At 62.6% G+C, this 18,803-nt stretch carries 21 protein-coding genes; 11 read left to right on the forward strand and 10 right to left on the reverse strand.

All coding sequences use genetic code 11. The features are described 5' to 3' along the window. Positions 1-11: 11 nt before the first annotated feature. The 4 genes from D1223_RS10570 to radA are packed head-to-tail and all read right to left on the reverse strand — an operon-like array spanning position 12 to position 4,136. Positions 12-710 (reverse strand): SDR family NAD(P)-dependent oxidoreductase, encoded by a 699-nt coding sequence (locus D1223_RS10570; protein WP_119376401.1) that lies wholly within the window; start codon positions 708-710, stop codon positions 12-14. 27 nt (positions 711-737) lie between these two features. Then, positions 738-2,177, reverse strand: coding sequence for an amidophosphoribosyltransferase (purF, locus tag D1223_RS10575; protein WP_119376402.1), 1,440 nt, complete (start codon positions 2,175-2,177; stop codon positions 738-740). A gap of 34 nt (positions 2,178-2,211) precedes the next feature. Next, positions 2,212-2,760: a CvpA family protein gene (locus D1223_RS10580; RefSeq protein WP_233353124.1), complete on the reverse strand. Its 549-nt coding sequence runs from the start codon at positions 2,758-2,760 to the stop codon at positions 2,212-2,214. Next, positions 2,757-4,136, reverse strand: a complete 1,380-nt coding sequence (gene radA / locus D1223_RS10585; RefSeq protein WP_119376403.1) for a DNA repair protein RadA — start codon at positions 4,134-4,136, stop codon at positions 2,757-2,759. The genes D1223_RS10580 and radA overlap by 4 nt, the downstream gene beginning before the upstream one ends. Positions 4,137-4,298: 162 nt before the next feature. On the opposite strand from radA, the gene D1223_RS10590 reads away from it, so the two are divergent. The 4 genes from D1223_RS10590 to D1223_RS10605 all read left to right on the forward strand — a co-directional run bounded on the left by D1223_RS10590 (position 4,299) and on the right by D1223_RS10605 (position 7,709). Beyond that, entirely contained in the window at positions 4,299-4,625 is a 327-nt protein-coding gene (locus D1223_RS10590; protein WP_119376404.1) for a UrcA family protein, read from the forward strand. A 458-nt stretch (positions 4,626-5,083) separates the two neighbouring features. Then, positions 5,084-6,145, forward strand: coding sequence for an alanine racemase (alr, locus tag D1223_RS10595; RefSeq protein WP_119376405.1), 1,062 nt, complete (start codon positions 5,084-5,086; stop codon positions 6,143-6,145). 22 nt (positions 6,146-6,167) lie between these two features. Continuing rightward, complete coding sequence (locus tag D1223_RS10600; protein ID WP_119376406.1) at positions 6,168-6,938, forward strand: MlaE family ABC transporter permease; 771 nt, start codon at positions 6,168-6,170, stop codon at positions 6,936-6,938. Positions 6,939-6,944: 6 nt separating this feature from the next. Then, positions 6,945-7,709 (forward strand): ABC transporter ATP-binding protein, encoded by a 765-nt coding sequence (locus tag D1223_RS10605; protein WP_119376407.1) that lies wholly within the window; start codon positions 6,945-6,947, stop codon positions 7,707-7,709. A 45-nt stretch (positions 7,710-7,754) separates the two neighbouring features. Here D1223_RS10605 and D1223_RS10610 read toward each other — a convergent pair whose 3' ends face one another. From D1223_RS10610 to rpsF, 4 genes are all read right to left on the reverse strand, one after another. Further along, positions 7,755-9,245: a replicative DNA helicase gene (locus D1223_RS10610; RefSeq protein ID WP_119376408.1), complete on the reverse strand. Its 1,491-nt coding sequence runs from the start codon at positions 9,243-9,245 to the stop codon at positions 7,755-7,757. A gap of 217 nt (positions 9,246-9,462) precedes the next feature. Further along, complete coding sequence (gene rplI, locus D1223_RS10615; protein WP_119376409.1) at positions 9,463-10,053, reverse strand: 50S ribosomal protein L9; 591 nt, start codon at positions 10,051-10,053, stop codon at positions 9,463-9,465. A gap of 13 nt (positions 10,054-10,066) precedes the next feature. Continuing rightward, a complete protein-coding gene (gene rpsR / locus D1223_RS10620; protein ID WP_084393527.1) occupies positions 10,067-10,339 on the reverse strand; it encodes a 30S ribosomal protein S18 in 273 nt (90 codons plus the stop codon). 12 nt (positions 10,340-10,351) lie between these two features. Beyond that, a complete protein-coding gene (gene rpsF / locus D1223_RS10625; protein WP_119376410.1) occupies positions 10,352-10,687 on the reverse strand; it encodes a 30S ribosomal protein S6 in 336 nt (111 codons plus the stop codon). Between the two features lie 231 nt (positions 10,688-10,918). Between rpsF and fabD the strand changes: the two genes are divergently transcribed. The 7 genes from fabD to gmk all read left to right on the forward strand — a co-directional run bounded on the left by fabD (position 10,919) and on the right by gmk (position 16,915). Next, positions 10,919-11,863 (forward strand): ACP S-malonyltransferase, encoded by a 945-nt coding sequence (gene fabD / locus D1223_RS10630; protein WP_119376411.1) that lies wholly within the window; start codon positions 10,919-10,921, stop codon positions 11,861-11,863. Positions 11,864-11,917: 54 nt separating this feature from the next. Next, entirely contained in the window at positions 11,918-12,655 is a 738-nt protein-coding gene (gene fabG, locus D1223_RS10635) for a 3-oxoacyl-[acyl-carrier-protein] reductase (protein ID WP_119376412.1), read from the forward strand. Between the two features lie 110 nt (positions 12,656-12,765). After that, complete coding sequence (locus D1223_RS10640; RefSeq protein ID WP_018146954.1) at positions 12,766-13,002, forward strand: acyl carrier protein; 237 nt, start codon at positions 12,766-12,768, stop codon at positions 13,000-13,002. A 12-nt stretch (positions 13,003-13,014) separates the two neighbouring features. Next, positions 13,015-14,298, forward strand: coding sequence for a beta-ketoacyl-ACP synthase II (gene fabF / locus D1223_RS10645; RefSeq protein ID WP_119376413.1), 1,284 nt, complete (start codon positions 13,015-13,017; stop codon positions 14,296-14,298). 58 nt (positions 14,299-14,356) lie between these two features. Beyond that, positions 14,357-15,382, forward strand: a complete 1,026-nt coding sequence (gene mltG / locus D1223_RS10650; protein ID WP_119376414.1) for an endolytic transglycosylase MltG — start codon at positions 14,357-14,359, stop codon at positions 15,380-15,382. After that, positions 15,379-16,272: a YicC/YloC family endoribonuclease gene (locus tag D1223_RS10655; protein WP_119376415.1), complete on the forward strand. Its 894-nt coding sequence runs from the start codon at positions 15,379-15,381 to the stop codon at positions 16,270-16,272. Before mltG ends, D1223_RS10655 begins: the two co-directional genes overlap by 4 nt. Further along, on the forward strand, positions 16,262-16,915 hold the full coding sequence (gmk, locus tag D1223_RS10660; protein ID WP_119376416.1) for a guanylate kinase: 654 nt from the start codon (positions 16,262-16,264) through the stop codon (positions 16,913-16,915). Before D1223_RS10655 ends, gmk begins: the two co-directional genes overlap by 11 nt. On the opposite strand, the gene rsmA is transcribed toward gmk, so the two are convergent. Together rsmA and pdxA are read right to left on the reverse strand one after the other, a co-directional pair. Beyond that, positions 16,916-17,758, reverse strand: coding sequence for a 16S rRNA (adenine(1518)-N(6)/adenine(1519)-N(6))-dimethyltransferase RsmA (rsmA, locus tag D1223_RS10665; RefSeq protein WP_119376417.1), 843 nt, complete (start codon positions 17,756-17,758; stop codon positions 16,916-16,918). Next, the gene (pdxA, locus tag D1223_RS10670) at positions 17,751-18,758 is read right to left on the reverse strand and encodes a 4-hydroxythreonine-4-phosphate dehydrogenase PdxA (RefSeq protein ID WP_119376418.1); all 1,008 of its coding nucleotides are present in this window, start codon (positions 18,756-18,758) and stop codon (positions 17,751-17,753) included. The genes rsmA and pdxA overlap by 8 nt, the downstream gene beginning before the upstream one ends. Positions 18,759-18,803 lie beyond the last annotated feature (45 nt).

The raw sequence follows: 18,803 nt of genomic DNA on the forward strand, positions 1-18,803 counted from the left end.
ACAGGTGGAGCTTACTTTGCGAATAAGATCCGCTCGCCCGTGCGGGTCTCGCTTTCTTCCAGAAGCGGTACCAGCTGCTTCACCACGTCTTCAGGCGGGGGCAGGGTGTTCGGGTCCTCGCTCGGCATGGCTTCGGCGCGCATGCCGGTGCGCGTGGCACCCGGGTCGAAAATGTTGACGCGAAGCGGCAGGTTCTCGTTTTCATCCGCCCAGGCATAGGCGAGACCTTCCAGCCCCATCTTGGACGCCTGATAAGGCCCCCAGAAAGCGCGGGGACGTGGCACGACGCCTGAAGAGATGAACACCGCGCGCGGGGCTTCTGAGCGCTGCAGCAGCGGGGCCATGGCGCGGATCAGGCGCCAGTTCGCCGTCAGGTTCACCTCGATCGTTTCCTCGAAGCTGCGCGGACCAATCGCCTGCAGCGGCCCCAGCGTGCCGAGAACACCGGCATTGCCGAGCAGGCCGTCCAGCCGGCCGAACTTGGTTGCGAGTGCCTGGCCGAGCGTTTCGAAGGCGGTCTTGTCCTTGAGGTCCATCGGCACCAGCGTGGCTGTGCCGCCGAGCGCCTTGATCTCATCGTCGAGTTTCTCCAGCGCCAGCTTCGAGCGGGCGGTGGCAACGACATGATGGCCGCGCCGCGCGAGTTCGAGGGCGGCGGCCTTGCCGATGCCGCGTGAGGCGCCGGTAACGAGGGTGATGCGTTTGTCCATGCGGGCGGCGTAGCCGGGCCGGCGCGCCTAGTCCAGAAGGGAAAGCTGTCTTTCCTTCGAGCTTTCGTCGCGCATGTGATCGACCAGCCGTGTCGGGTAGCAACCGGTGAAGCAATGGTCGGAGAATTGCGGCATCTCGACATTCCGTTCGACGCCAATGGCCGCGTAAAGGCCTGGAACGGACAGGAAGCCGAGCGATTCCACGCCTAGGAAATCCCGCATCTCTTCCAGCGAGTGATTGGCTGCGATCAGTTCCGATTGGGCGGCCATGTCGATGCCATAGAAGTCCGGATGGACGATGGGCGGGCTGGCCGAGCGCAAGTGCACCTCGCGCGCGCCCGCATCGCGGACCATCTTGACGATCCGCTTGGACGTGTTGCCGCGAACGATGGAGTCGTCGACCAGCAGCACGCGCTTGCCTTCAAGCACGGCCTTGTTCGGCGAATGCTTGCGCGAGATCGATGTCTGACGGCCGGACTGGGTCGGCTGGATGAAGGTCCGCCCGACATAGTGGCTGCGGATGATGCCTAGCTGGAAGGGCACGCCGCTGGCTTCCGAAAAGCCGATGGCGGCCGGCACGCCGGAGTCGGGAACCGGGACAATCACATCAACATCGGCAGGGTTCTCGCGGGCCAGCTGGTTGCCCATGCGCCGGCGCACTTCATAGACGCTGCGGCCCTGAACGACGCTGTCGGGGCGGGCAAAGTAGACATACTCAAAAAGACAAGGCGCCTCTGGGCGCCTCGGGAAGGGGAAATAGCTTTCGACACCGTCCTTGCTGATAATGACGACTTCGCCATTCTCGATCTCGCGAACGAATTCTGCGCCGATGATGTCCAGGGCGCAGGTTTCCGAGGCGAGGACCCAGCCCTCACCGATCTTGCCAAGGACGAGCGGGCGCAGGCCGATCGGGTCGCGTGCGCCGATGAGCTTCTTGTTCGTCAGGCCAACCAGCGCATAACCGCCCTCGATATAGGTCAGCGCCTCCTGGAAGCGGTCGCGCATCAGCGGTTTGGGGCTGCGCGCGACAAGCTGCAGGACGACCTCGGTGTCCATCGTCGATTGGAAGATTGCGCCTTTCTCGATCAGGTCACGGCGCAGCGCCCGGGCATTGGTGATGTTGCCATTGTGGGCGACCGCGAAACCGGACGAGGCGAGGTCGGCAAAGATCGGCTGGATATTGCGCAGCGCCGGCTTTCCCTGGGTCGAGTAGCGATTGTGGCCAATGGCCGAGTGGCCGGGAAGGCGGGCATGCAGGTCGCCTCCGAAATTCTCGCCGACGAGGCCCATATGGCGTTCATTGTGGAACTTCTCGCCGTCGAAGGTGGCGATACCACAGGCTTCCTGTCCGCGATGCTGAAGGGCGTGAAGGCCGAGGGCTGTCAGAAGCGATGCTTCGGGGTGTCCGTAGACGCCTATGACGCCACACTCTTCGCGAGGCTTGTCGTCATCATGATCCCAGAACATCGCGACTCCGCTGTCATGAAAATATGACTGCGAGTTATTGGGCAGCAGGTGACTCGTCAAGTGGAAGGCGCTGTTGGACCCGCTCACCGACCTGCGGCGCGACATCTTTGACATACTCGGCGCCGCGCTCGAGGAGGGGGTAGGTCTGGGCGTCCCGGATCCATTCAGGGATGCGGTCCTGGTCGAGCGCCATGCGCATCAGGAAGACGAAAAAGACCAGCACGACCGCACCCCGCGCAAAGCCGAAAGCGGCCCCCGCGATCCGGTCGAAGGCGCTGACGCCCTCTGCCCCCTGAATCGATTTCGACAGGCTCGCGCCGAGCCAGGCGACGACCACATAGACCAGCAGGAAGAAGCCGATGAACAGGATGAGGTCTGGCAACCAGTCCGGTGAATCCTCCGGCATCACGCTGTTCAGGACGCCGCGCAGGAAGAGGCGGGCATAATAGGCGGCGGCCAGGGCAGCGATGAAAGCGCCGAGCGTCGCCAGTTCCCGCATGAAGCCGCGGGCCAGGGCCATGAGCGTCGATATGATCAGAAGGACGATCACAATCGCGTCAAAGGCTGTGAGGGCGTCCATCATGCGTCTGTTTCCGGACCGAGTAACTCTACGAGTTCAGATAGCCGTGCGAGGCCCGTCACGGTCAACCCTTCAATTGCCGAGAAGCTGCCTTCCGGGACGAATGCATGGCGAAAGCCCAGCCTCTGGGCCTCCTTAAGCCTTTGTTCCATACGGGCGACGGGCCGGATTGTGCCCGACAACGCGATTTCGCCAAAGAAGACAGATTTTTCTGGTGCAGGACGGTCTGCAAGCGATGTCAGCAACGCTGCAGCGGCGGCAAGGTCACCGGCCGGCTCGCTGATTCGGTAGCCGCCAGCCACTGAGAGATAGACGTCGCGCCCACCGAGTGAGATGCCGCAGCGGGCCTCGAGCACCGCCAGTACCATCGCCAGCCGGTTCGAGTCCCAGCCCACGATACTGCGCCTTGGCGTGCCATAGGCTGACGCCGAGACCAGCGCCTGCACTTCGGCGAGGACGGGACGCGATCCCTCCATGGCCGCATAGACCGCAGCGCCGCCGGATGTCTCACTGTCGCTGGAAAGGAAGAGCGCGGAGGGCTCGCGCGCCGGGGCAAGGCCATAAGTGTGCATTTCGAAAATGCCGATCTCGTCGGTCGGCCCGAACCGGTTCTTGACGGCCCGCAGGATGCGGAACTGGTGGCCGCGCTCACCTTCGAAGTAGAAGACTGTGTCGACCATGTGTTCGACCACGCGCGGACCGGCGATCTGGCCTTCCTTCGTGACATGGCCGACGAGGATAAGCGCGACGCCGGACTTCTTGGCCCAGCGTGTCAGCTCCTGTGCGCAGGCGCGAACCTGCGCGACCGAGCCGGGCGCCGCTTCCAGGCTGTCGGACCACATGGTCTGGATCGAGTCGATGACCACGAAATCGGGTTGCGCGGCCTTCAGCGTCGCCATGACTTTCCGGAGATCGGTTTCCGTGGCGAGGTCGACGGGGCTTTCGGCGACCTTCAGCCGGCGGGCCCGCTCCTGGATCTGCGCGGCGGCTTCCTCGCCCGAGACGTAGATTGTCTTCAGCCCATTGCGGGCGAGACGGGCGGCGACTTGCAGGAGCAGCGTCGACTTGCCGATGCCGGGGTCGCCGCCGATCAGTGTGGCAGAGGAGGGGACAAGCCCGCCGCCGAAGACGCGGTCGAGCTCCTCGACGCCGATCGTGTGTCTTTCCGGCGCTTCGCTCGTCGCGCTGAGGCTTGTCAGCTCAACCTTGCCCGCTTTCCGGGACAGCGTCTTGGGCGCCGCCAGACCACCCGGCGCGGCCGATACCGCTTCCTCTTCGACGAGTGTGTTCCACGCACCGCATGACTCGCAGCGCCCACCCCATTTGGGGTGAACGGCGCCGCAGGACTGGCAGACGAAGGTGGTTGTAGAGCGGGCCATGGCTCTTCGGGCTAATGTGATGCGCGCCAGAGGGGAAGAGACCAGTGTATAATTACAATTGTAACATTACAAGGAATTAATTATTGAAAAACGATAAGGTCTGATAGGAAGGTGGGGCTCGGGAAAATCAGGGTCGATAAAAATGAGAGAGAGGAATTACCCATGTCCCGTTCTGTTCTTGCTGGCCTTATCACTGCAACCCTGATGACCGTCACGGCGGCTCCAGCGCTTGCCGACCAGATCCAAACCCAACACCAGACCACTGTCGACTATTCCGGTATCGATGTCGAATCCCGCGCCGGCGCGAAGCTCGTGCTGAGCCGGATCGAGAGCGCCGCGGAAAAAGTCTGCGGTGTCCGCAATGGCATGAAGTCGCTCGAGGAAATCCGCATGGAGCGCCGTTGTGTCGATGATGCCGTTGAAAAGGCAATAGAATCAGTGGGCACGACCCAAGAGCGTCGCGCCGCACTTGATGCGGCCCGCGGTTGAACAAAGCCGCTCTGATCACCAGGCAGGCCGCCCGGCTCGAACCGAGTCCGGGCGGCGACTGCACGTCCGCATGCTAGACACGATCCCGCGCGGTGACGGCGGGCAGCGTGGGGCCGGGTTCCGACCAGGCGCGGTCTTCGTTGCGTTGAGCCGTTGCAAGTGGTTCGAACATCGCCAATAGGGCGGCAGGCTGAACAGGCCGACAGGCGGTAGTGGGCTTGGAGCCGGTGCGTGTCGTGGCGCCTTCCAATCTTCAATTTGCGCGAGTTACAAGCGTAATATAGTGGAAATCCGGGCTTACAGTTCAGTGGTGGAGAAATCCCGATTTCAGATGGGGTTGCATAGTCAGGAAACCGGGTGATGGTCATCCGGCAGCCGTGGAATAGCGCCCAGCAACCGTGGAAGGTGCGGACATTTGCGGTTTGCGCGCTGGACGACGCCCTTTAAACGCTTGAGGCATGAGCCTGTCTCCACGCGCCCGTATCCACCTCGATCATATCACCGCCAACTGGCGGACTATCGCGGCCTGTACGCCGGGCAGTGAACCGGGCGCTGTCGTGAAGGCGAACGCCTATGGCCATGGCGCCGGCCGGGTCGCACGGGCCCTGCGCGATGCGGGCTGCCGGACATTCTTTGTCGCCTATGTCGAAGAAGGCCTCGCCCTGCGCGAGGCAGTCGGCGCAGATCCTGACATTTTCGTTTTCAATGGCGCCGGCCGCGATGACAGGGCTGCGGTCGGCGCAGCGCGTCTGGTCCCGGTCATCAACTCGCTGCCCGCGCTGTCCGAATGGCTCGCAGGGGAGGAGCAAGCGCCCTATGCTGTCCATATCGATACGGGGATGAACCGTCTCGGCATCCGGCCGGACGACGTGCCGGCCCTTGTGGAAGCGGCAAGGCGCGCCCCGCCAGTCCACGTCATGTCGCACCTGGTCGACAGTGACCAGCCGGACCATCCGCTCAATGCCCGCCAGTGCGAGCAGTTCGCCAGGCTCAGCGCGCCATTCGAAGGCGCAAGGAAAAGTCTCGCGAATACGGGCGGCTGCTATCTTGGCGGGGCATACGGCATGGATGTGACGCGACCTGGCATTGGTCTTTATGGCGGCGGCCCGGTCCCGCCTGCGCATGTCACGCTCCTGCCGGGCATGACGCTCGAGGCGCCCATCCTGACGGTGCAGCACGTCCAGGCCGGTGAAGCGGCAGGCTATGGGGCGGAGTGGACATTCGACACGCCGCGCCGTCTGGCGACGGTCGCGCTGGGCTATGGCGACGGCTTTCCGCGCTCGGCATCGAATCGGGGCTATGCAAGCCTTGGCGGTCATCGCTGCCCGATTGTCGGGCGGGTCTCGATGGACCTCATTACAATTGACGTCACAACAGCTGGGCCACTTGCCAAACCGGGCGCATTCGCCCAATTCATCGGGCCTGAGGTTCCGCTTGAGGACCAGGCCAAACGCGCCGGCACCGTCGGCTATGAACTTGTAACGGGACTGGGACATCGTGTCAGACGCATCTACGAGTAAATCCGGCGGCATCCCCAATCCGATGGCCTGGATCGGCCGCGCCGCGCTCAGCCTGTTCGCAGAGGTGGGCCGGCTTGGCATCTATGCGGGGCAGGTGATCGGCGCGGCGCTGACGCCGCCCTGGAACCTGGCCCAGCTGTGGAAGCAGATGATCGCCATCGGCTTCTATTCGCTTCCCGTCGTGGGCCTTTCGGCGGTGTTCATCGGCGCGGCGCTGGCCCTCAACATCTATACGGGCGGCAACCGGTTTGGGGCCGAGCAGTTCGTGCCGAACATTGTCGTCCTCGGGATAACGCGCGAACTCGGCGCAACGATTACAGGCCTGATGCTGGCGGGCCGCGTCACCGCAGGCATCGCGGCCGAAATCGGCGCCATGAAGGTGACCGAGCAGATCGACGCGCTGAAGACACTCTCGGCCAATCCGTTCCGCTATCTTTATGCGCCGCGCTTCCTGGCGGCCTGCCTGACCTTGCCGATGCTGGTCCTGGTGGCTGACATTATCGGCGTGATGGGCGGCTGGCTGGTCAGCGTCTTCGCCCTCGACTTCGACTCGACGACCTATATCCGCAACACGATGGACTTCCTGACCATGGATGACGTCCTGGTCGGCCTGATCAAGGCGGTCGTCTTCGGCGCAGTGATTGCCATCATGGGATGCTATCAGGGCTCGAAGTCGAAGGCTGGCGCGACCGGCGTTGGCCGCGCGGCGACGCTTTCGATGGTCGGCGCGGCCGTCCTTGTCCTGGCGGCGAACTACATGATGTCGACGCTGTTTGTGAATATCGGATTGTAGAGCCTCATGACCCAGCCTATCCTCGAACTGAAAGACGTGAAGAAGAGCTTCGGCTCGAACCATGTCCTGCGCGGCGTGAACATCGATGTGTCGCCCGGCCAGTCGCTTGTCATCCTGGGCGGGTCGGGCTCGGGCAAGTCGGTCATGCTGAAGAACGCGCTCGGCCTGATGACCCCGGATTCGGGCAAGATCTTTTTCGATGGCGACGATGTCACCCATGAGCAGGGCAAGGAGCGCGAAGCGATGCGCGCGCGCATGGGCATGCTGTTCCAGTCCGGGGCGCTGTTTGACTCGCTGCCGGTCTGGGAGAATGTCGCCTTCCGTTTGCTCAATGCCGAGAAGATGAAGCGGGCCGAGGCGAAGGAGCGTGCCATCGACACGCTGAAGAAGGTCCGCCTTGGCGCCTCCATCGCTGATCTCTATCCGGCAGAACTGTCAGGCGGCATGCAAAAGCGCGTCGCGCTCGCCCGCGCAATTATTACCAAGCCGGAACTCATTTTCTTCGATGAGCCGACGACAGGCCTCGACCCGATCACGGCGGATGCCATCAACGATCTCATCATCGAGCAGGTCAAGGCGCTGGGGGCCGCCTCGATCTCCATCACCCATGATATGGCGTCCGCCCGCAAGATCGCCGACGAGATTGCCATGCTGTTTGAGGGTGAGATCATCTGGCGTGGACCGGCCGACATCATCGACAATTCCGGCAACGATTACGTTGACCAGTTCGTCCATGGCCGCGCCGAAGGCCCGATCCAGCCGGCGATTTAGCTATTTACTTCAGATGTGCCGCGCACGCCCGTGGTTCGTCGACCCCTACTCGTCGAAATCCCCTTCGGGCACGGCGCGTTCGAGGTTGCCAAACCGGGTCGTGTTCGCATCAAACGCCAGGACGACGCGGCCGATCGGGCCGTGGCGTTGCTTGCCGATGATGACCTCGGCCGTGCCGTAGACTTCGTCCATGCGCTGGCGCCACTTGGCCCATTTCTCCCCGGCATTCGGATCGTCCGGAGAGGCCTGCGGCTCTGTCCGTTCGAGATAGTAGGACTCCCGGTAGACGAACATGACGACGTCGGCATCCTGCTCAATCGAGCCGGACTCGCGAAGGTCGGAGAGCTGCGGGCGCTTGTCGTCGCGCTGCTCGACCTGGCGGGAGAGCTGCGACAGGGCGATCACCGGGACATTCAGGTCCTTGGCCAGCGCCTTGAGCGACATGGTGATCTGCGTGATTTCCTGCACCCGGTTCTCGTTGCTCTTGCCGCTCGAGCCGGTGAGAAGTTGCAGGTAGTCGATCACGATCATGTCGAGTCCGACCGTGCGTTTCAGGCGGCGGGCGCGGGCGGAAAGCTGGCTGACCGAGATACCGCCCTGGTCATCGATGTAGAGCGGCAGGTTCTGCAGCTCTTCGGTCGCTTCACGGATCTTCTCGAAATCATGCTTGTCGAGGTCGCCCTGCCGGATGCGGTGCGCGTTGATGCCGGTCCGTTCGGCGATAATCCGCGTGGCCAGCTGTTCGCATGACATTTCGAGCGAGAAGAAGGCCACGACCGCACCCTCGACCGTTTTCTTCGAGCCGTCATCCTGCGTCTCGCGCCGGCAGGCATGGGCGGCGTTGAAGGCGATATTGGTCGCCAGCGTCGTCTTCCCCATGGACGGGCGCCCGGCGAGGATAATGAGGTCGGAGCTGTGGAAGCCGCCAAGCTTCTGGTCGAGATCATCGAGGTGCGAGGCGATGCCCGCAATCTTGCCGTCCCGCTGATAGGCCGCTTCGGCCATCTGCAGCGACTCTTTCAAGGCCGACGCAAAGGTATGGAAGCCTCGGCCCGAAGAGCCCCGGTCGGCAAGGTCGAAAAGCGAACGTTCGGCCAGCTCCAGCTGGCGGTCGCCATTCTCGTCCGGCGCTGGCTTCAGGGCGCGCTGCTGCACGCTGGCGCCGATATCGATCAGCTCGCGGCGCATCGCGAAATCGCGGATCATGTGGGCGTAGTCGGAAATTTCCGGCCCGAACGCGGCGGATTTCAGCAGCTCGGCCAGATAGGCCGCCCCGCCAATATCCTGCAGCTTGTCACCCTTTTCGAAATGCTCGCGCAGCGTGATGCCGTCGGCCACACGGCCGGACTGGATCATGTTCGCGCAGACCTCGAAAATCTCCTGGTGCGGAAGCGAGTAGAAGTCGCCCGGCCGCAAGACGTCCGCAACGCGCTGGAACGCATTATTGTCATAGAGGATCGCGCCGATAACGGCGGCCTCTGCCGACAGGTTGTGCGGCGCCTCCATCGTGGAGGGCGGGTTTGACATGTCATTCATGAGCAATATTCCAGCCTAGCCTGATTCTGTCTTAACCAAGCCATGAACGAGATTGCAGGCTTGACTCGCAGATACCCGTGCACCTTTTCCACTCCGTCCACAGATCAATCATAGCTGTGGGATTCGCGTGACAGGCGAGTGGCTGGACAGGGCCAAAAAAAGAAAGGCCGCATTCTTTCGAACGCGGCCTTTCCGGTAGCTTTCGAGCGCTTAAGGACTAGTCCTCTTCGTGCTCGCGGGTTTCTTCATCGCGCTCGGCGCTGGCTTCAGCCAGTTCGGCAGCCTGCTCGGCAGATGCGCCTTGCTGTTCGGCCTGCAGCGTCTCGATGATGTTCTCGCCAGCGGCCTGACGTTCGGCTTCTTCCGTCGAGCGGGCGACGTTGACTGTAATGTCGACGATCACTTCGCCGTGCAGGCGAATGCCCATCTCGTAGATGCCAATCGTCTTGATCGGCTGGTCCAGCTTGATCTGGCCGCGCGTCACCTTGAAGCCTTTTTCAGCAAGGCCTTCGGAGATGTCACGGGTCGAGACCGAACCGTAGAGATTGCCGGTGTCGGACGACTGGCGGATGAGAACCAGATCGGTGCCCTCAAGGGCGTCACCGGTCTTCTGGGCTTCGGCCCGGGCGTCGGCATTGCGCTTTTCAATCGCGTCGCGTTCGGCCTGGAAGCGGGCGCGGTTACGATCATTCGCGATCAGGGCCTTGCCGCGGGGAAGCAGGAAGTTACGGGCAAAGCCGTTCTTCACGCTGACTTCTTCACCGAGTTCGCCAAGGTTCTCGACGCGTTCAAGAAGGATGATGTCCATGTCGGTCGTCCCCTTACTTCACGGTGAATGGCAGGAGCGCGAGCATGCGGGCGCGCTTGATGGCGCGGGCGAGCTTGCGCTGGTTCTTGACGTTCACTGCAGTGATCCGCGACGGGACGATCTTGCCCTTCTCGGAAATGTAGCGTTGCAGCAGTTTCACATCCTTGTAGTCGATCTCCGGGGCGCCTTCGCCCGAGAACGGATCGACCTTACGGCGGCGGTTGAAAGTGCGCCGGGCCGGGATGTTGGTGATGTTGATATCACCGGCGTTGTTTTCTGAAGACATGTGTTCGCTCCCTTAGTCCTTGCGGCCCTTGCGGCCCATCATGGCGGACGGCTCGTCGTCGAGCACATCGACCTTGACGGTCATGTAGCGGATGACGTCGTCGGAAATACGCTGACGGCGCTCCAGCTCTGCGATGGCCTCGGCCGGCCCGTCAATGTTCAGCAGGGAATAGTGGCCCTTGCGCTGCTTGTTGATCGGGTAGGAGAGGTTGCGAAGGCCCCAATATTCGGTCTTGCCGACCTTGGCGCCGTTCTTCTGAAGGAATTCTGTGAGTTCCTCGGTCAGGCTCTCGACCTGTGCAGGCGAGATGTCCGGCCGGGAAATCAGCACGTGTTCGTAATATGCCATTTCTGGTTCCCTGAGGTTCTGGGCAGCGGCGCCGGAAACGCGGGAAACGCTTCGACGATGGCCCCTGTCTGGTACGGCTCATTCCGCACCGCAGGACCGCAACCCGTTGTGAAGAGCGCGCTTAAACCCCAACTGGGCGAAAGAATCAACCGCTCTTGCGCGCTCCTGCGCAGCCGGATAGGCCCTGCGCCAGACCAAAACTTGATTCCGAACGTCAGAGGGCAGGACGCCATGACCAAATTCGCTTTCATCTTTCCCGGCCAGGGCAGCCAGTTCATCGGTATGGGAAAGGATCTCGCCGAGGCATTTCCGGAGGCGAGGGCCGTCTTCGACGAAGTCGATTACGCGCTTGGACAGAAGCTGTCGGAGCTGATCTGGTCCGGCGATGAAGACGAGCTGAAGCTGACATCGAACACCCAGCCAGCGCTGATGGCCGTCAGCGTCGCGGCGATGCGCGCGCTGGAAACGAAGGGGCTTTCGGCAGCGGACGCGGCCTTTGTGGCCGGCCACTCGCTCGGGGAGTATTCGGCCCTCGCGGCCGCCGGTTCGATCGCCGTCGGCGATGCGGCCCGCGTGCTGCGGATCCGGGGCAATGCCATGCAGGCCGCCGTTCCCGCGGGCAAGGGCGCCATGGCCGCCCTGCTGGGCGCCGATCCGGAACAGGCAAAATCACTCTGCGCAATCGGATCGTCCGAAGGCGGGGTCTGCGAGATCGCGAATGATAATGCGCCCGGACAGATTGTGATTTCCGGCGACAAGGCGGCGATCGAACTTGCGGCTTCGAAAGTCAGCGACGTCGGTGTAAAAAAGGCGATGCTGCTTCCGGTCAGCGCGCCGTTTCACTGCTCGATGATGCAGCCCGCCGCCGACCAGATGCTCAAGGCGCTGGCCGAAATCGAGATCAAGGCGCCATCGGCCCCGCTCGTCGCGAATGTCACCGCCGATGTGACGACCGATCCTGATGCGATCCGCCGACAGCTGGTCGAGCAGGTCACCGGGCAGGTCCGCTGGCGCGAAAGCGTGACGTTCATGGCGTCGCAGGGCGTCGAGCTGACGATCGAGGCGGGCGCAGGCAAGGTGTTGACCGTGATGAACCGCCGCACGGTCAAGGACCTCGAAGGGCTGACATTAGGCACGCCTGAAGAGGTCGAATCGGTTGCAGAACGTCTCCGCTGAGGCGACAACAGTCGCCAGCGAAAGAACAAATTCTCCGGGAGAAGGGTTTCAATCATGTTTGATCTGACCGGGCGCACGGCGCTCGTTACCGGCGCATCGGGCGGTATAGGCAGTGCGATTGCCAAGGCATTGTCGGAAGCGGGCGCCAAGGTTGCCCTGTCGGGAACCCGTGAAGGTGTGCTCGAAGAGGTGAAGGCAACGCTGCCCGGCGAGTCTGCCATTGTGACGGCGAACCTGTCGGACGCGGAATCTGTCGATGGGCTGGTCGGCCGCGCAGAAGAGGCGATCGGCCCGCTCGACATCCTGGTCGCCAATGCCGGGATCACGCGCGACGGCCTGCTGATGCGCATGAAGGATGAGGACTGGGACGCCGTCCTGAACGTCAACCTCGGTTCCTATTTTCGGCTGGCCAAGTCCTGCATGCGGGGCATGATGAAGCGCCGCCACGGGCGAATCATCGGCATCACCTCGATCGTGGGCGTCACCGGAAATCCGGGCCAGGCCAATTATTGCGCGTCGAAGGCGGGTATGATCGGCTTTACGAAATCACTCGCCCAGGAAGTCGCCAGCCGCGGTATTACAGCCAACTGCGTTGCGCCCGGTTTCATCCAGTCGCCGATGACGGACGTGCTGCCGGACGCACAGAAAGAGGCGCTGCTAGGCCAGATTCCAGCAGGAAAACTGGGTCAGGGTGGAGACATTGCCGGCGCAGTCGTCTACTTGTCTTCAGATGAAGCAGCATACGTCACGGGCCAGACCCTGCACGTCAATGGCGGCATGGCGATGATATAGAAGGATCGTCGCCAAACAGTCACAGCCCTTGGCGACGGATTAATCTTCGTGCTAACGGGCTTCCCAAGACCGGATAGGTCTTCCTATCAGACATTATGAGAGAGGTTTCCATGTCTGACGTTTTCGAGCGTGTTAAAAAGATCGTTGTCGAGAATCTCGATGTTGAAGCAGACAAGGTCGCTGAATCTGCGAGCTTTATCGATGACCTGGGCGCCGACTCGCTTGACCTGGTCGAGCTGGTCATGGCTTTCGAGGAAGAGTTCAACATCGAAATTCCCGACGATGTGCAGGAAAACATCCGCACCGTCGGTGACGCTGTCACCCACATCAAGGCTCACGTCTCCTAAGGAGGTCAGCTGATGCGTCGCGTCGTCATTACAGGGATCGGTCTCGTTTCTCCGCTTGCAAGCGGGACGGAGGCTACGTGGGAACGGCTTATTGCCGGCAAATCCGGAGCAGGTCCGATTGACCTGTTCGATACAAAGGACGTGCCCTGCAAAATTGCTTTCCAGGTCCCGTGGAATGACGGCCGCGGCGGCGGCAGCCCGGATGATCCCCATTCGTTTGATCCCGACAAGGCGGCCAGCGCGAAAGAGCGCCGCCGGATCGACGAGTTCATCCTCTATGCCCTGGCGGCGGCAGACGAATGTGTCGCCGACTCCGGCTGGACGCCTGAGACCGACCACGACAAGGAACGCACCGGCGTCCTGATCGGGTCGGGCATTGGCGGCCTGCAATCCATCTACGATACGGCGATCACGCTGCACACGCAGGGTGCGCGCCGTGTGAGCCCCTTCTTCATTCCATCGGCGCTGATCAACCTGGCTTCGGGCCAGGTCTCTATCCGTCATGGTTTCAAGGGGCCCAACCATTCCGTCGTCACGGCTTGCGCGACCGGCGCCCATGCCATTGGCGACTCCGCCCGCCTCATCAAGTATGGCGACGCGGACGTTATGCTGGCAGGCGGTGCCGAAGCGGTGATCTGCGAGATCGGCATTGCCGGTTTCTGTGCCGCCAAGGCGATGTCGACCAATTTCAATGATACGCCTGAGAAGGCATCCCGGCCTTATGACAGGGACCGCGACGGTTTCGTCATGGGCGAGGGCGCAGCCACGGTGATGCTCGAAGAGTATGAGCACGCCAAGGCGCGCGGCGCGAAGATATATGCCGAAGTGGTGGGCTATGGCCTGACGGGCGACGCGTATCACATCACGGCGCCCGCCGAAGGCTCGGAAGGTGGCTACCGCGCGATGAAAATGGCGCTTGGACATTCCGGGCTCGACGTGTCCGAAATCGATTACGTCAACACGCACGGCACCTCGACGCCGAAGGGCGATGAGGGAGAAATCGGAGCGGTTGAACGGTTGTTCGGCGATCATGCCAAGAACCTGTCGCTGTCATCGACAAAATCGGCTGTTGGCCACCTGCTCGGGGCAGCCGGCGCCATCGAATCCGCGTTTTGCGCCCTGGCGATCCGCGACCAGATCATGCCGCCGACGCTCAACCTCGACAATCCGAGCGTGGACACACCGATCGACCTCATCCCTCACAAGGCGAAGAAGGGTCAGGTGCGTGCTGCGATGTCGAACAGCTTCGGTTTCGGCGGCACGAATGCCTGCCTGATCATGAAGCAGGTCGACTAGTTTCCATACCGTCATTGCTGGGGCACAGTGGGGCGAGCCACAACGTCGAGTCGGACCCATGCGTCTCTTCAAATTCCTGTTTGCCCTCGTCTTTGTGGCTGCCGTTCTCGGCGTCGCTGCCATCGCTGGCGGCTGGCTCTGGCTGCAAAGCGAAGTCGCCAAGCCCGGCCCGTCACTCGAAGAAGCCGTTTTCGAGGTCGAGCCGGGAGAGCACCTTGGCAGCGTCGCCCAGCGGCTCGAAGAGCAGGGGCTCATATCGGATGAAAGAACGCTGCGGCTTCACGCCCGCCTGGAGGGCCAGCAGACGGCCATCAAGGTGGGCGAGTATGCCGTCCCGCCGCGGGCGAGCGTGGCAACGATCCTCAGCCTGCTGGTGGCCGGCGACGTCATCCAGTACCGCATCACCATTCCCGAAGGCCTGACAACGGCCCAGATCCTTCGCCTGGTGGAAGGTAACAGCGATCTTGAAGGCGACATGCCCGACCGGGAAATCGGCGAAGGCACTCTTCTGCCGGACACCTATATCTTCTCGGCTGACACCACACGGGTCCAGATGATCGAGCGCATGGAAAAGGCGCAGGACGACCTTCTCGCCGAGCTTTGGCCAGACCGCCAGGAAGACATACCGATCGATACGCCTGAGGAAGCCCTGATCCTGGCATCGGTCGTGGAAAAGGAGACCGGCATCGCGAGCGAGCGCGGCCTTGTCGCCGGCCTTTTTACCGAACGGCTGCGGCGCGGCATGCGGCTCGAGAGCGATCCGACGGTGATTTATGGTGTCTCGAAAGGCGAGCCGCTCTTCAACAATGTGGGTCAGCGCCGGACGCTGTATCGCTCCGAACTCAATCGGAAGACCGACTGGAACACCTACCAGATCGACGGCCTGCCGAAGACGCCGATCTGCAATCCGGGCCGGGACGCCATCGCGGCCGTGCTGAACCCGCCCGAGACGAATTACATTTTCTTCGTCGCCGACGGCAAAGGGGGGCACCTGTTTGCCGAGACGCTCGCTGAGCACAATCGCAATGTCGCGGCGTACAGGGCCTATGAGCGCGAAGAGATCGCCCGGGAGCGGAACAATTGACGTCAAACGTATCTTCAATGACCGGCTTTGCCCGCGTGGCGGGCGAAGCAGGCTGGGGCAGCTGGGCATGGGAAGCCAAGAGCGTGAATGGCCGCTCGCTGGATGTGCGGGTCAATACGCCGTCTGGCTTTGAAGCGCTCGAACAGGCGGTCAAGCAGGCGGCCAAGGCGCGTTTTGCGCGAGGCAACCTGCAGGTTGGCCTGCGGATAGACCTCAGCAGCGGGCCCGAAACGCTGAGCGTCAATTCCGATGCGCTCAACCTGCTGGTGCGCGCGTATGAGAATATTTCATCGAAGCCGATCGGCGATGGCGATGCGCTTGCGACACTGATGACCGTCAAGGGTGTGATCGAAACCGGCTCGTCCTCCACGCGGGATCTTGCAACCGACGAAGACGCGGTTGCGCTGCTGCAATCTGCCGGTGAGCAGGCATTGGATGAGCTGGCAAGTGCCCGCAAGGCTGAAGGTGAAGCCCTGTATGCGCTGATCCGTCAGCACCTCGATGAGATTGAGGCGGCTGTGGCGCGTGCGACAGACTATGCGGCGAGCCAGCCAGGACTGCTGAAGGCGCGGCTGGAAAAGCAGCTTGCCGAACTTGGGGCCGACAAATCCGTCGATGCGGACCGAATGGCGGCCGAGATTGCGCTTTCGGCGGCCAAGGCGGACGTCCGCGAAGAGCTGGACCGGCTGACGGCGCATATCGCGTCGGCCCGGCAGCTGCTGGAAAATGGCGGCGCTATCGGCCGAAAGCTCGATTTCCTCGCCCAGGAATTCAACCGCGAAGCCAATACGCTCTGCTCGAAATCGGCGAGCCTCGATTTGACGAATGAGGGACTCGCGCTCAAAGGGCTCGTGGACCAGGTCAAGGAGCAAGCCGCCAATGTCGAATAGCGGACACCCCAAGGATCGCGGCGAACGCCGTGGGCTGATGCTCGTCATCTCTTCGCCGTCAGGCGCGGGCAAGACGACGCTCGCCCGCAAGCTGATGGAAGAGTTCTCCGACATCCGGCTGTCTGTCTCGGCTACGACACGGCCGCCGCGTCCGGGTGAAAAGGATGGGATCGACTACCATTTCAAGACGGTCGAAGAGTTCCGCACCATGATCCGTAATCGGGAATTTCTCGAATGGGCGCTTGTCTTCGACAATCTGTACGGTACGCCGCGTGCCGATACCGAAGCGCTTCTCTCGGACGGACATGACGTCCTTTTTGACGTTGACTGGCAGGGCGCCGACGCGCTGCACGACCAGATGCCGCGCGACGTGGTTTCGGTGTTCATCCTGCCGCCGAGCATAGACGCCCTGCAGGCCCGGCTGGCGGCCCGCCCGGGATCCACCGATGAGGTTGTCGACCGGCGCATGCGCGACGCCAAGGCGGAGATGCGCCACTGGCGGCGCTACGACTATGCGATCGTGAATGATGACCTGGAAGTCGCCTATCAGCGCCTCAAGCGGATACTGCTGGTCGAACGGCTGAAGCGGCTGCGCCAGCTCAGCCTGGAAGACCATGTCCGCAAGCTGATGGGCGAGGCGTGATCAGGCCGCTGCGAAGGCCCCGGCCAGTTTCCGGAACTCCGCTTGTGTGAGCGTTTCGGCCCGCGCTGTCGGGTCAATGTCACAGCTTTCGAGCCACTGTATCGCATCGAGACCTTTCGTCTTCGCGAGTGCTTTCAGCGAGGCCCGCAACATCTTTCGCCGCTGACCAAACGCCGCGGCGGCGACCTTTTCCAGCGCGTCCAGATCCTCGAACCGCTTTTCGGCTGGCAGCGGCCTCAGAACGGCAACGGCGCTGTCGACTTTGGGCGGCGGGCGGAACGCGCCGGGCGGCAGCGTGAAGGCTATGTGCACGTCACAGACGGCATGGGCGAGCACGGCCAGCCTGCCATAATGATTGCTGCCGGGCTCCGCCGCCAGGCGCTCCGCCACTTCCTTCTGGAACATCAGTGCCATCTCGCCGCGCCAATCGCCGGCTTTCAGCCAGTCCACAGCCAGCGGTGTGCCGACATTGTAGGGCAGGTTGGCAATGATCATGGCGGGTGCTTCGCCGTCCGCGGTCGCGATGAGTGATGGCCAGTCTACCTTGCGCGCATCCCCCAGATGAACGTGCAGGCGGCCTTGCGCCGCTTCCGGCCACGCTTCCAGCCCTTCGGCAAAGCGCGGATCGGCTTCGACGGCAATAAGTTTCCCGGCGCCTTCCTTGAGCAGTGCCCGGGTCAGACCACCTGGTCCCGGCCCAACTTCGATCACGGTGCGGCCCTCGACGGGACCGGCCGCAAGTGCGGTTCGCCGGAGAATATCCGGGTCGAACAGGAAGTGCTGGCCCAGTGCCTTGCGGGCCCGGCCTTGCGTCAGTTCAGGATCATTGGCCGTCTCAGACATGAGCAAGCCGGTTGGATGCCATCTTGCGGGCGAGCCTGATAGCGCTGATCAGGCTGTCTGGCCTCGCGGCATTTTCGCGGGCGGCGTCATAGGCGGTGCCGTGGTCCGGGCTGGTGCGGACAATCGGGAGGCCGAGCGTTGTGTTCACGCCGCCCCAGAAATCCAGCGTCTTCACCGGAATAAGGCCCTGGTCATGTGTCATGGCGATGATGCCATCGAAGCGCCCGTCCAGCATCTCGGCAAACACCGTGTCACCGGGACGCGCATCGCTGATGTCGATGCCCTCGGCGCGCAGGCGCGCAGCGAGCGGGTTGATGATGTCGCGCTCCTCGGTGCCGATCGTTCCGCTTTCGCCTGCGTGCGGATTGAGCCCTGTGAAAGCAAGGCGAGGTGAGGCGATGCCGAAGTCACGGTGAAGGGCTTCCGCGGTAATCCGCGCCGTCTCCGAGAGATGTTCGGGCGTCAGGTGAAGCGGGACGCTGATCAGCGGTATGTGGATCGTGGCAAGCGCAACGCGCAAGCCGCCGCCGACGAGCATCATCACCGGCTTGCAGGGCTTGGTTGTAGCCTCTTCGCAGATGGCAGCGAGGTACTCGGTGTGGCCGGGATGCGCAAAGCCGGCCGAATACAGCACCGCTTTCGAGATCGGATTCGTCACGACGCCGCCGGCAAGTCCGTTCAGCGCGTGTTGCGTGGCGGTTTCGATACTCTCCAGAATGCCTTTCGCCGACGCGCTGTTTGGTCTGCCGGTCTCTACCGGTGGCAGGTCTGCCTTGAGCGGCAGGACAGGCAGGGCTGTCGGAAAGACGGAAGACGCGTCTGCAGGATTTGAAATGTCACGCGTTGCGCAGTCGAAAAGGTCCGCTTCGGCGATGACATAGAAGGGTGCCCCAGCATCCTCCCGCAGGGCCTGCCAGGCGCGTGCGGTGATTTGCGGGCCACAGCCCGCTGGGTCTCCCATGGTCACAGCCAGAGGAAGGGAGGAAGAATGCGACGTCATGCGTGGTCCATGTGCGCCATGAAGACGGCGCTGGCAACACCGCGG

The organism is Henriciella mobilis, from assembly GCF_003576285.1.
In the GTDB taxonomy this organism is placed as follows: Bacteria; Pseudomonadota; Alphaproteobacteria; order Caulobacterales; family Hyphomonadaceae; genus Henriciella; species Henriciella mobilis.

Excerpts from the sequence above, each read along its gene's own strand:
- fabD (WP_119376411.1), top strand. The coding sequence starts at position 10,919 with ATGACCAAATTCGCTTTCATCTTTCCCGGCCAGGGCAGCCAGTTCATC.
- D1223_RS10580 (WP_233353124.1), bottom strand. The coding sequence starts at position 2,760 with ATGATGGACGCCCTCACAGCCTTTGACGCGATTGTGATCGTCCTTCTG.
- D1223_RS10640 (WP_018146954.1), top strand. The coding sequence starts at position 12,766 with ATGTCTGACGTTTTCGAGCGTGTTAAAAAGATCGTTGTCGAGAATCTC.
- mltG (WP_119376414.1), top strand. The coding sequence starts at position 14,357 with ATGCGTCTCTTCAAATTCCTGTTTGCCCTCGTCTTTGTGGCTGCCGTT.
- D1223_RS10600 (WP_119376406.1), top strand. The coding sequence starts at position 6,168 with ATGGCCTGGATCGGCCGCGCCGCGCTCAGCCTGTTCGCAGAGGTGGGC.
- rpsR (WP_084393527.1), bottom strand. The coding sequence starts at position 10,339 with ATGTCTTCAGAAAACAACGCCGGTGATATCAACATCACCAACATCCCG.
- alr (WP_119376405.1), top strand. The coding sequence starts at position 5,084 with ATGAGCCTGTCTCCACGCGCCCGTATCCACCTCGATCATATCACCGCC.
- pdxA (WP_119376418.1), bottom strand. The coding sequence starts at position 18,758 with ATGACGTCGCATTCTTCCTCCCTTCCTCTGGCTGTGACCATGGGAGAC.
- purF (WP_119376402.1), bottom strand. The coding sequence starts at position 2,177 with ATGTTCTGGGATCATGATGACGACAAGCCTCGCGAAGAGTGTGGCGTC.
- D1223_RS10590 (WP_119376404.1), top strand. The coding sequence starts at position 4,299 with ATGTCCCGTTCTGTTCTTGCTGGCCTTATCACTGCAACCCTGATGACC.
- rplI (WP_119376409.1), bottom strand. The coding sequence starts at position 10,053 with ATGGACATCATCCTTCTTGAACGCGTCGAGAACCTTGGCGAACTCGGT.
- D1223_RS10570 (WP_119376401.1), bottom strand. The coding sequence starts at position 710 with ATGGACAAACGCATCACCCTCGTTACCGGCGCCTCACGCGGCATCGGC.
- D1223_RS10610 (WP_119376408.1), bottom strand. The coding sequence starts at position 9,245 with ATGAATGACATGTCAAACCCGCCCTCCACGATGGAGGCGCCGCACAAC.
- fabG (WP_119376412.1), top strand. The coding sequence starts at position 11,918 with ATGTTTGATCTGACCGGGCGCACGGCGCTCGTTACCGGCGCATCGGGC.
- rsmA (WP_119376417.1), bottom strand. The coding sequence starts at position 17,758 with ATGTCTGAGACGGCCAATGATCCTGAACTGACGCAAGGCCGGGCCCGC.
- D1223_RS10605 (WP_119376407.1), top strand. The coding sequence starts at position 6,945 with ATGACCCAGCCTATCCTCGAACTGAAAGACGTGAAGAAGAGCTTCGGC.
- gmk (WP_119376416.1), top strand. The coding sequence starts at position 16,262 with ATGTCGAATAGCGGACACCCCAAGGATCGCGGCGAACGCCGTGGGCTG.
- fabF (WP_119376413.1), top strand. The coding sequence starts at position 13,015 with ATGCGTCGCGTCGTCATTACAGGGATCGGTCTCGTTTCTCCGCTTGCA.
- rpsF (WP_119376410.1), bottom strand. The coding sequence starts at position 10,687 with ATGGCATATTACGAACACGTGCTGATTTCCCGGCCGGACATCTCGCCT.
- radA (WP_119376403.1), bottom strand. The coding sequence starts at position 4,136 with ATGGCCCGCTCTACAACCACCTTCGTCTGCCAGTCCTGCGGCGCCGTT.